Consider the following 11321-nt stretch of genomic DNA (forward strand, 5'->3'; position numbering starts at 1 on the left):
AATAACTCAAAAGTCGTAGATTCCTTCGGAGAATGGAATATATACTTTGATGTAGATCATTCTTTTGGAGTTTTATATCCAATCCCTTTTAGAAAATCCGAATGGAAATTTCTTCCCATTGTGAAGGGCATAAGTAAATTCGTCTCTTGATTGTCTGATTGCTAATTCTATCGGGGGAAAGCCTTGGATAAAACGGTAAAGGAAGCCGATGCATTGGGGAAAATTCTCCAGACACTGTTTACACGCCTTCCCGTATCCGTAGATATTAAGGGGCGTTCCTATCCTGTAAAAATCGTTGGAATCAAGGATGATCTTTTTCTCCTGGTTTCCGTTCCCGGCAAACCTACTAACGAGAAGATCCGAATCCTCTTTCTTACTCATAACTACCATTTTTTCCACGGAGTTTTTACCGTCGAAGGGCGCAACGAAAACAACGGTCTGGAGCTGCTTAGAGTCCAGGCAGTAAAAGTATCCGAGGCTAAGAGGGCCCAGGGAAGGATCGAATTTGAAAACGCAAATGGAGAACCGATAGTTATTTATAATATCATCAATCAGCAACACTTAAGAAAATCACTGGGCTTTGTGGATAAGTCAGTTGATGAAATTATCCAAAGGCATTCCAAAAAAATCAAAGAAAGCTATAACGATTCATTGGTGTATTTTTCGGATCGAATGGATAACCGGCTCAGGATCATGTATAATTTCGAGCAGTCCATTTATATTATCGATCGTCATGATAGAAGTTCGGGAGGGGTCAATTTTGTTCCGATGGAAGAGTATCTGAAACTGATCTCCTTAAATAAAATCGAATCCCGTTTTGTTTCCGAAATTTGCGTATTGATACGATATAAAAATTATACGCCGCTAGGGTATATTCAAGTGCTTTCGGAAAAACCGATGAATACGGAAGATTATAATAAGATTACCCTTTTCTCGGCTGCGATTTCAAGGGAAGTGATTAGTTCGGGCTTTTTCCAAGAGTCGAAAGAAAAATGCCAAGTGGAAGACATCAGCAGGAATGGACTCGGTTTTTTTCATCAGCAATCCATCTTCTTTTCCCGAAGTTTTGCCGTCGGCGAAACTTTGTTATTCGATTTGCAATTGAATCGAGAACTTAAGGGAACGTTTCGCGCTGTGATTCGAAATATAGCTAATACGGATCGAATGTTTCGGGTCGGTTGTCAGTTCTTCAATTTAAACCCAAGAGAAGAGGAAATCTTAAATCAATTTGTGGATTCCAAACTTGGAAAGGACGGCGGTAAGCAAGCCCCAAGTTCCGAGGAAAAGAATACGGAGGATGGATCGGCCGAATCCGCTAGCTCAGGGGAGTTGGTTCAGGAGGAAGTTTCGGCGGTGGGCTCTCCGGGCGCAAAAAAAATCGGAACCGAATCAGAACCAGAAGGGATAGTTCCTGAAATTCCCCATTCCGAACCGGACGGTTCAATCATCGAGGAAATTCCCGAAATGGGATTCGATTCCGGAGAGAAGATCTGAATCAAACTGCACTTCGCACTCGAGTCGGAAAGGAAGAGGCAGGTGAACGATTGGATCTCTTCCTTGCAAAACGATTTACATATCTTTCCCGTTCTAGTTGGAAAAAGCATTTGTCCGACGGAAACATACTTCTGGATGGGAAACCCTGTAAGGCATCGCATATCTTAAGGGAAGGAGAAGAAGTCGAATATCTTCCATCCGATTTTCCCGAACCTAGCGTGGATACTCGCTTTTCTCTCCTCTACGATGAAGAACGTTTTTTTGCCGTTAATAAATCCGGAGATCTGCCGGTTCATGCTGCGGGACGGTATCGAAAGAATAATCTTGTGGATATCCTGGAATCGGATGGAAGATTCGGACGACCCTACTTGGTAAATCGTCTGGATCGTGAAACGTCCGGAATCGTTCTATTCGGTAAAGATGCGGAAACCGCTTCCCGTTTAGCTTCTTTCTTTTCGACTCGGAAGGTGCATAAAATATACACTAGTCTGGTTTGGGGGAATTTTCCGAAACGGCTTACCGCCTCCGGCTGGCTAGGTCCGGATGCCGAATCTAAAATTCGAAAAAAAAGGGCATTCTATTATTCGACCGATTCTAGGGTTCCGCAGATACCAACGGCAGATTGGGAGACTAGTAGCACGGACTTTCGATTGGTAGGCGGAGGTTTTTTAGATGGAAAGCGTTTTTCCCGAATTCTTTGCTTTCCAAAAACGGGTAGAAACCATCAAATTCGAGCGACTCTCTATTCTCTCGGATTTCCGTTAATCGGAGATAAGCTCTACGGAGTTGACGAAACGGTATTTTTGGATTTTATAGAGGGTAAGCAACCGAATTTGATCGATCGACTCGGGAGAGAGAGACAGGCTTTGCATGCAATATCCTTAAAGTTTCCGCATCCTTATTTTAAAAAGCGGATAAATATTTTCTCTCCTATCCCCGAGGATATGCGTGCATGAATCGAGAGGGACCCGGACTCGTAATCTCTTTAATTCCTTTTGCTTTTTTGGTTTTGACCTTAACGGGGGCAGGATTCGTTTTCGGCCGCGGCATTGCGGAAGGGCCTGCACAGATTCTTTTGTTTAGCGCGGCGGCACTCTCTGCCGGAATTTCCAGACTACGAGGAATTCCCTGGGAACGACTTGAAGAAACCGTATTAGATTCTATGCGAAACGTTCTTCAGCCGATTCTAATTCTATTATTAATCGGAGCCTTAATCGGGATATGGATTCGATCCGGTATCGTTCCGGGATTAATCGTTTGGGGTTTGGAGCTACTCCGCCCTTCGGTCTTTTTGCCGTCGGCGTTAGTACTTTCTTCGGTCGTTTCCTTAGCGACAGGAAGTTCCTGGTCGACGGCCGGCACTGTCGGCGTTGCTTTGGTCGGAGTCGGGGCCGCGCTAGGAATTCCCTTAGGAATGGTAGCCGGCGCCATCGTTTCGGGCGCATACTTCGGAGACAAACTTTCCCCTTTTTCCGAAACTACGAATCTGGCGTCCTCCATCACCGGGGTTCCCTTAATATCACATATTCGTAATATGTCCAGGACAACGGTTCCGCTTTTTTTATTCTGTTTAGTTGCGTTTACCGCACTCGGACTCGGGCTTAGTCTCGGAACGGGCGAAACTTCCGTCGCCGTTCAGCCCGTAGTAAGCGCATTACGCTCGGGATGGGCAATCGGTTGGTATCTTCTCATTCCGCCTTTCTTGACGTTTTTCATGATTTACCTTAGAGTCTCCGCGGTGCCGGCTTTGTTTATAGGAATCCTTTCCGGCGCAGTTTTGGCTCTCTTTACTCAAGCCGATCTATACGGACATCAGGGGGATTGGAGAACCGCGATATCCACCGCATTTCAAAAACTTCTATTAGCTGCTTCGGAAGGAACGAAGGTAAAAACGGGACAATCGGTCGTCGACGATTTATTGTCCCGAGGAGGAATGTCTTCCATGCTCTCCACTGTATGGTTGATTTTATCGGCTATGTTTTACGCCGGAACAATGGAGGGCGGGGGAATGACTAAAACGATAGCCGATTTCATTTTAAAAAGGGTAAAAACGAATGGCTCACTTTTTTCGAGTACGGTATTTACCTGCATCGGCGTCAATTTACTTTGTGCAGACCAATATTTAGCGATCGTTGTGCCCGGAAAAATGTTCCATGAGGCCTATCTGAGGAGAGGGATCGATCCTAGAAACCTATCGCGAGTATTGGAAGACTCAGGAACGATGACTTCCGCTTTAGTTCCCTGGAATTCTTGCGGCTCTTTTATGGCTGCTGCTTTGGGAGTGCCTACTCTCGTATATCTTCCCTACGCGTTTTTGAATTTACTTTCACCGCTTCTTTCCTTAGTAACTGGTTGGTGGCGTTTGGGTTGGGCGGGAAAAATTCCTGCTAATGAAACTAGCTCAAGTTCTTAATGATAACGATTGATTGAAAATAAACTTTTTAAAAAGTGATTGTATCATCAAGGTTTCGATGCAATCATTGCAGAAGATGAGTAAAAGCTCATAAATAAGAGGAGTTCCGATGTCGATTCACAAGAAACACGTCAGGCTGCTTCCCTGGCTAGGACTATTAGTCTTTGGGATTCTACTAGGAGGATTTATTTCTTCCTGTAGCAAGGACGGGGGGACGGAAGGTTTCGCACACATAGTGATGGTGGATAATGCCTTCTCGCCGCCAATGCAAAGGATCCCGATCGGCGGGGTGATCGAGTTTGTGAATACCGGAGCCAATCCTCACAATGCGATCAGCGTGGATCGATCCTGGTCAACAGAAAAGTCATACGGTAATTTGGCGATGCCCAGGGGGGCAAAGGTAAAGGTTACGTTTCCTAAAGAGGGAGTGTTTCCTTATTTTTGTTCCTTTCACGCTTCTCCCGACGGAAAGCAGGGAATGGTGGGGGATATAGTAGTCGGTAATATTCCGTTCAATCCGGCGGCTAAGGCGGGAAAATCCTGGAAGTCCGTCGAAACTTTTTCGGGTGTGACTCGCAAAGTTCCACAAGTTTATCCTACGATTCAAAACGCAGTCGATGCCTCGTCTCCGGGTGATCTCGTATTGATAAGCGAAGGAGTGTACTACGAAGAGGTAGTCGTAACTACGCCTTCGATTACTCTACGCGGAACGGACCGGAATAAGGTTATCTTAGACGGACAATTCCAACGCGGGAACGGAGTGATCGTAGTAGGAGCAAACGGCGTTGCAATTGAAAATATGACTGCCAGAAACGCCACTCTAAACGGCTTTTTTTGGACAGGAGTCAAAGGTTATCGGGGTTCTTATTTAACAGCGTACAATAACGGAGACTATGGAATCTATGCGTTCGATTCTAGTAACGGAGTACTAGAGCATTCGTATGCTTCCGGATCTCCAGATTCCGGAATTTACGTTGGACAATGTTATCCTTGTCGTGCGATTTTATATGACTTAATTTCGGAGAACAGTGCGTTGGGATATTCCGGTACGAATGCGGGAGGAGATTTATACATAATAAGTTCCATCTGGAGAAATAATATTGTAGGGCTCGCACCTAATTCTCTCGATCGGGAGTTACTCCCTCCGGAGCGGGAAACTACGATTCTAAACAATTTAATTTACGATAATAATAATCTTAGCGCTCCGTATAAGGCTTTGGAATATCCTTCGTACGGAACAGGCGTCCTGATAGCCGGAGGACTAAGGAACGTAATTAAGAGTAACATAATTATCGGGCACGATAATTTCGGAGTAGCAATTCTACCCAATCTGGACGAGAATTTCTGGCTATCCCATTCAAATATCGTGGAAGAAAACGTGATTCATTCTTCGGGATTGGGAGACTTGAGCCTGAACGGACCTATAAGCATAGGCAATTGTTTTTCCAAAAATAAATTTCAAACTTCCATTCCTCCTTTGTTGGAAAAAATCTCCTCTTGTGACGGTGGAATTCGGATCCCGGCCGGGGGAGAATTATTACCGACTTATAATATTCTTTCCCTTATGGTGGACGCTACACTAGGACGTTTCAAAAGCGGGGATTGGAAAAGCCAACCGGTCCCGCCTCTCCAGACAAATATTCCCGGTGGAGTCGGAGCGCCGGTAAAACCTGCGATTCATCCGTACGAAGATTTCGGATTGGATTTGAAGAAGGTCGTTCTTCCAGAAGAGTCCAAGAAAATACTCGCCGAACGGAAACCTAAATTCGGAAACGTTCTAGGAAGTTTGTCTTTACCGAGGCCTCTGGATTTTCAAGCGTTACTTTTCCGTTGGTTCGGTTATATTCTTCCGATGCTATTGTACGTTTGTTTAACCAGCTTGAGCGTTGCGGATTTAATTTACTTGCATCCCGGAAGGCCGAATCGATTCGGATGGCTCGCCTTTATCGCTTTTGTACCGTATCTCGGAGGCGCCTCCTATCTTTTATTCGGAAAGAGCGAAATTCCCAAATGGCTGAGACACACTTTGTTGGGAACAGGTTTCGGCTTTAGCCTGGGTTTCTTGATAATTTTGGCGGGAATCGTAGTCGGCAGCGTTGGCGGGTGATCTAGGAAAACGACGACCCCTTTTTCGATATCTAACGATTTTATATTTTGCTACATTAGGAGATTTTTATGAATACAAATGAAATTTTTGAACCCGGGTTTTTTACGCTTCTATTTAATTTTTACGGTTATTATCTTCCCTACATACTTTTCGCGTTATGGGCTTCCTTGGCTCTCGTCGATTTAGCCAGAAGGGAGGATGTCACTCCTAAACAAGGAAGTTTATGGACAGCTGCAATCGTAGTAATTCCGCTTTTGGGCGCCGGGGCATATCATATCTTCGGCGGATCTAAAATACCGGATTGGGCCAAGAAGTCTCTGGTTTACGGGGGAGGAGGGCTGCTGATTTTAGTGATCCTTGTCTCCTCGTTGGCAAAATTTTAATAGAGGTCAAGAATGGATCGTAAAGAATTCCTGCGCTGGCTAGGACTCGGAGGGGCCGGTCTGGCTGCAGGAACAGGGTTTGCAAGAATAGGCTCCGGAAAAAAAGACGACCCTGCCTTCTGTAAAACGAATCCCACCTCCATCAATTCTAGCGCAGCCTCCGTCCGGCTTCCGGGAGCTATCGGAGGTAACTCCTATGGTAGTATGGTTCATCCTCCCATGTTTACCGATTCCGGTTTTCTGGATCGAATGGAATTACATAAATCGTTACCGGAGGCTCCCTCAGGTAAGTCCTTTAAAACGGAGATCAATATTATCGAAACTCCGTTGACGGTCGCACATAATACGATCGTAAATGCTTGGACATTCGACGGTGTCGTTCCGGGAAAAGTGCTTAGGGCTCGGGAAGGACAGAGAATGGAAATTCTTTTTCGCAATCAATCTGCCCATCCGCATTCCATTCATTTTCATGGAACTCATGATCCTCAAGAAGACGGTTGGGAACCGGTAGTTCCGGGAGGAGACCGGCTTTATAAAATCCAGGCCGGACCTGTAGGATTTCATCCGTATCATTGTCATGTTCCTCCGTTGGCGAGTCATATGTCCAAGGGATTGTACGGTGGGTTTATCGTGGATCCGCCGGGAGGTCGACCGCCTGCACTAGAATACATGCTGATTCTTTCCGGGTGGGATTTGAATGAAACTGGAAGGAATGATATTTATTCTTGGAACGGCATGGCAGGATTTTATGATCGCTTTCCGATCAAGGTCCCGGTCGGCAAAAAGGTTCGATTGTACATTGCGAATATGACCGAGTTCGATCCGATCGCTTCCTTTCATCTCCATTCTCAGACGTTTGATGTTTTTAGAACGGGAACGAAACTTACACCGGACGAGCATACTGACGTTGTTACCCTCGGACAGACTGAAAGAGTGATTGTGGAATTTACCTTAACAAAACGGGGAAGATACATGTTCCATCCTCACCAGACTTATATGGCGGATCGGGGAGCAATGGGCTGGATCGTAGCAGTATGAATCTTTCCGTAATCGGTTTTTCGAGTTATTAACGTAGAGATATATTAGAATTTATGAATTTAAAAAAGATCATCATCGGTTTTATCGTCGTTTTTGCCGGAGTCACGATCGGATTGGCTCCTCGATTTTTTAATAGAAAGCAGAGTTTTGCATCGGATTCGCCGATTGCCGAGTGGAAAACTATTTTTCTCAAGGATACCGAAGGAAAAGAAACCTCTCTTTCCGGATTAAAAGGGGATATATTCGTAGTTTATTTCGGATTCTCGCATTGTCCGGATATGTGTCCGCTGGCTATCGAAGAGATCGGCTCGGCACTAAGGGGATTAAAAGATTCGTCCGGTAGAGTGAGGCCGGTTTTCATCTCGGTCGATCCGGAAAGAGATTCTCCGGAAGTTTTAAAAAAGTATGTTTCGACCTTTCCGGGAAATTCGCTGGTGGCTCTGACAAGTTCAAAAAAGAATATTGATTCATTACAGTCAGGATTCGGAGTAGTTTCAAAAAAAGTAATTCTTCCGTCTAAAGAAGCAGGATATGGAGTCGATCATACTTTGTTAATCTATTTGGTCGATAAAAAGGGAAATATTTTGGCTGCATTCCCAACCGGAACGAATCCGGCAGACCTAACAAAGGCAATTTTAGCCTGGATGGATAAAGTTTAGCGTCTAATGTCAGCTCGCTTGCAAATGCGGACCTTTATTCAGAAATAACGGATTTTAGGCGGTTAATAAAACCGCTATTTTTTATCGTAGAATGCAAATACCACCGCTAATAGAATTAGAAAGAAGCTAACTGCATGATTCCACTTCATCTTTTCTTTTAAAATCAAACTTGCGAAGCCAATAAAGATAGTTATCGTGATAATTTCCTGCAATATCTTTAGTTGGAAGCCGCTGAATCCTTCCTCAGAGAAGCCGATTCTATTGGCGGGTACCATAAGGATATATTCGAATAGCGCGATTCCCCAGGATATCAAGATCGTTTTCCAAAGCGGTAATTCGTTAAAGAATTTTAAATGACCGTACCATGCGAAGGTCATGAAAAGGTTGGAAAGGGAAAGAAGAAATAATGTCTTCATTAGCCCATAGAATTTGAGTCGACCGGAAACGGCAAAAAAAATCCCGGAGTTTACTCCGGGCAAATCGGTTTGAACAGAGCGTGGCCCGTTCGATTCAGGTCGAGAAGTTCTGTCTAGTTTGTTCTAACTTCAATTTTTTTAGTCGACGGCTTCCGACGAGGAAGGGTGACTTTCAAAATTCCGTTGGAAAGTACTGCGGAGATTTTCTCCTCATCTAATGGTTCCGAAATCGCAAAGCTTCTACGATAATCTCCCGTTTTATATTCCGAATACCGCAAATCGCCATCGGTCTCAATATAGGATGTTTTACCAATTATCTTGAGCTCATCTTTTTCTAAGCTAATCTCGAGATCGCTTTCCTTTACGCCTGGCAGATCCAGTACGAGGAGATATTTTTCTTCGTCCGAATAAACGTCGGTTGCGGGCGTGTATACCGGCTTACGAGTCGTTTCGTTCTTGGCGTTATCCGATTTGTTTTTATCGGTTGTAGTTTCTTGAGTTTTTGTAAGTTCTTCAACGCTCATTTTAATTTTTCCTCCTGTTTTTAGGCCTGCGTTTCGATTTTGATCTTTCTAGGTTTTTCACTCTCTTGGACCGGAAGAGTTAGCGTAAGAACTCCATCCTTGACAGTGGCTTGTACTTTCTCCGAATCGACGGCAACCGGCAATTCGAGAGTCCGCTTGAATTTTCCGCGAGATCGTTCCAATCTACGAAGTTTAGCTCCTGATTCTTGAGCCGGATCTTTGATTTCTCCGTGGATCGTAAGTAAATTATGAGCCACGGTAATTTCTAGATCTTCGGGACTCAAGCCCGGAACTTCGGCAGTAACGGTGATTCGATCTTCGTTTGAATAAACGTTTAATGCGGGAAATGCGCGACCACTCTCCCATACGGGATCAAATAGGTTATGAATTCGGTTTTGCATTCTGCGCATCTGGTGGAAAAGGTCGACTTGATGTCTCATTTCTAAATTCTCCTGTGCATTGGCACTCATTAATATAGAGTGCCAATTTTTGAAAAAGGTTCAACTTTTTTTTTCTAAAATTTAGCAGGCCATAGCGGATAGTGCTATTTACGAGTGCGGCGTTGCGTTTTTTTTTGGGGGGGGGGGGGATTTAAGGAGGCCCCACCCTTCCTGGGCGGGGGCCGGAGCGAAGCGGTGGTACCTGCTTGCTATTTCATAAAATCTTTCCGTTGGCAATCTTTTTTCATGCGAAGAGTCTGTGGGAGCTCCTACAAGGTGCCTTTGCGCAAGATAAAAAGTATTAAAGGATTGATTTTGATCGAATTCCTGACATTTAGGCCTCTTTTGTTCGTTCAATTCTTGAACAAAATTCTTGACACTTGTCTTTTACGCAATTTACTGGACTCGATTTAATCGGAATGGGACCCAAGGGGCGAAGCTACGTCCAGGGAGTTCATTCTGCGGAATCCTCATTCTTCATTCCCTTTTCCCTATATTTCATTTAAGGGAAAAATCCCCGTTTTTATAAATTCAATGACCGACGAACTCAGGCATAAAATTTTAAAACTGATCGAAGATCGTCCGGACTTTAACCAAAGAGATTTGGCTAATACGCTCGGGATTAGTTTAGGTAAGACCAATTACTGTCTTAAAGCCCTACTAGAGAAAGGTTGGATCAAGGCAAAAAACTTTAAGAACAGTAAGAATAAGTTGGCTTACGCTTATATTCTTACTCCGGCTGGACTAGAAGAGAAAATTAAGCTAACTCTGACATATTATTCTATTAAGAAAAGAGAATATGAAGAGTTAAGAGAAGAATTGGAAAAATTGGGAATTCGGGAAGACGGGATAATCAAGGATGACGCGCAGATGTCCGACGGACATTAATTTTGTGACCTCAAATTGACAATGAAGTATTTTAGGGAAATCGATGATAAGTAACATTATACAAAAATTCGGAAAGGAGGAGGCAATTGATCAAAAATGGGATTTGGTCATTCGGCCTAAAGAAGGGTGGTTTTCTTTACATTTAGTTGATCTTTGGAATTATAAGGACCTAATATTTTTATTCGTTAAAAGGGATTTCATTTCCCTTTATAAACAGACCATCTTGGGGCCTCTTTGGTATATAATACAACCTCTGGCCTCCACCGTGATTTATACAATAATCTTCGGTAAAATTGCGAACGTTTCAACGGACGGAGTGCCTCATTTTATTTTTTACTTATCCGGCACCGTGCTTTGGAGTTATTTCGCCGATTGCCTCATTGCCACTTCGAATACGTTTGTGGCAAATGCCGGGATTTTTAGCAAAGTTTACTTTCCTAGGCTAGCAGTCCCGTTTTCCATAGTAATCAGTAGCCTTATTAAATTTGCGATTCAGTTCGCTACCTTCCTCGCATTTTATTCCTACTTTATTCTTAAAGGTGCAACGCTTGAGATGCAATGGTCTGTCATTTTACTTCCATTTTTTATACTCCAAATTGCCATTTTAGGTTTAGGGTTTGGAGTCATGGTCTCTTCCATGACCACCAAGTATAGAGATCTTTCGCTTCTTGTGGCTTTCGGCGTTCAGCTATGGATGTATGCAACCCCGGTTGTCTATCCTTTATCGCTTGTTCCCGAACGATTTAAGTTTTTGTATAATTTGAACCCGATGGCTAATTTGATTGAAAATTTTCGGTTTTCCTTTTTGGGGCACGGACATTTGGATCTTTATGCATGGGCGCAAAGCTGGATTATTACTGCTTTGGTTTTTTTTATAGGTATTTTGATCTTTTCACGGGCAGAAAGGGATTTCGTTGATACTGTTTGATTTTTGTGACATCTGTTCGATATATAATGTA

The 11321-nt window shown here is 43.8% G+C and carries 12 protein-coding genes; 9 read left to right on the top strand and 3 right to left on the bottom strand.

Translation table 11 applies throughout. From position 1 onward, the window contains the following. The first annotated feature begins 183 nt into the window (after positions 1-183). From LEP1GSC050_RS01675 to LEP1GSC050_RS01705, 7 genes are all read left to right on the top strand, one after another. Positions 184-1494, top strand: a complete 1311-nt coding sequence (locus LEP1GSC050_RS01675; RefSeq protein WP_010569332.1) for a PilZ domain-containing protein — start codon at positions 184-186, stop codon at positions 1492-1494. A 50-nt stretch (positions 1495-1544) separates the two neighbouring features. Continuing rightward, complete coding sequence (locus LEP1GSC050_RS01680) at positions 1545-2450, top strand: RluA family pseudouridine synthase (protein WP_010569333.1); 906 nt, start codon at positions 1545-1547, stop codon at positions 2448-2450. Continuing rightward, the gene (nhaC, locus tag LEP1GSC050_RS01685; RefSeq protein ID WP_010569334.1) at positions 2447-3907 is read left to right on the top strand and encodes a Na+/H+ antiporter NhaC; all 1461 of its coding nucleotides are present in this window, start codon (positions 2447-2449) and stop codon (positions 3905-3907) included. Before LEP1GSC050_RS01680 ends, nhaC begins: the two co-directional genes overlap by 4 nt. Before the next feature lie 109 nt (positions 3908-4016). Next, a complete protein-coding gene (locus tag LEP1GSC050_RS01690) occupies positions 4017-6014 on the top strand; it encodes a PLDc N-terminal domain-containing protein (RefSeq protein ID WP_010569335.1) in 1998 nt (665 codons plus the stop codon). 68 nt (positions 6015-6082) lie between these two features. Further along, positions 6083-6397 (top strand): PLDc N-terminal domain-containing protein, encoded by a 315-nt coding sequence (locus LEP1GSC050_RS01695; protein WP_010569336.1) that lies wholly within the window; start codon positions 6083-6085, stop codon positions 6395-6397. A gap of 12 nt (positions 6398-6409) precedes the next feature. Next, the gene (locus tag LEP1GSC050_RS01700; RefSeq protein ID WP_010569337.1) at positions 6410-7435 is read left to right on the top strand and encodes a multicopper oxidase domain-containing protein; all 1026 of its coding nucleotides are present in this window, start codon (positions 6410-6412) and stop codon (positions 7433-7435) included. 53 nt (positions 7436-7488) lie between these two features. After that, positions 7489-8094 carry an SCO family protein gene (locus tag LEP1GSC050_RS01705; protein WP_010569338.1) on the top strand — a complete coding sequence of 202 codons (606 nt, stop codon included), beginning with the start codon at positions 7489-7491 and terminating at the stop codon, positions 8092-8094. Between the two features lie 74 nt (positions 8095-8168). Here LEP1GSC050_RS01705 and LEP1GSC050_RS01710 read toward each other — a convergent pair whose 3' ends face one another. From LEP1GSC050_RS01710 to LEP1GSC050_RS01720, 3 genes are all read right to left on the bottom strand, one after another. After that, positions 8169-8510, bottom strand: a complete 342-nt coding sequence (locus LEP1GSC050_RS01710; RefSeq protein WP_051184832.1) for a DMT family protein — start codon at positions 8508-8510, stop codon at positions 8169-8171. Between the two features lie 113 nt (positions 8511-8623). After that, the gene (locus LEP1GSC050_RS01715) at positions 8624-9034 is read right to left on the bottom strand and encodes an Hsp20/alpha crystallin family protein (protein WP_010569340.1); all 411 of its coding nucleotides are present in this window, start codon (positions 9032-9034) and stop codon (positions 8624-8626) included. 20 nt (positions 9035-9054) lie between these two features. Next, positions 9055-9474 (bottom strand): Hsp20/alpha crystallin family protein, encoded by a 420-nt coding sequence (locus tag LEP1GSC050_RS01720; RefSeq protein WP_010569341.1) that lies wholly within the window; start codon positions 9472-9474, stop codon positions 9055-9057. 534 nt (positions 9475-10008) lie between these two features. On the opposite strand from LEP1GSC050_RS01720, the gene LEP1GSC050_RS01725 reads away from it, so the two are divergent. Then, entirely contained in the window at positions 10009-10362 is a 354-nt protein-coding gene (locus tag LEP1GSC050_RS01725) for a MarR family EPS-associated transcriptional regulator (protein WP_010569342.1), read from the top strand. A gap of 43 nt (positions 10363-10405) precedes the next feature. Next, positions 10406-11290 (top strand): ABC transporter permease, encoded by an 885-nt coding sequence (locus tag LEP1GSC050_RS01730; protein WP_010569343.1) that lies wholly within the window; start codon positions 10406-10408, stop codon positions 11288-11290. Positions 11291-11321: the final 31 nt, after the last annotated feature.

The sequence above is a fragment of the Leptospira broomii serovar Hurstbridge str. 5399 genome (genome assembly GCF_000243715.2).
GTDB classification, from domain to species: Bacteria; Spirochaetota; Leptospiria; order Leptospirales; family Leptospiraceae; genus Leptospira_B; species Leptospira_B broomii.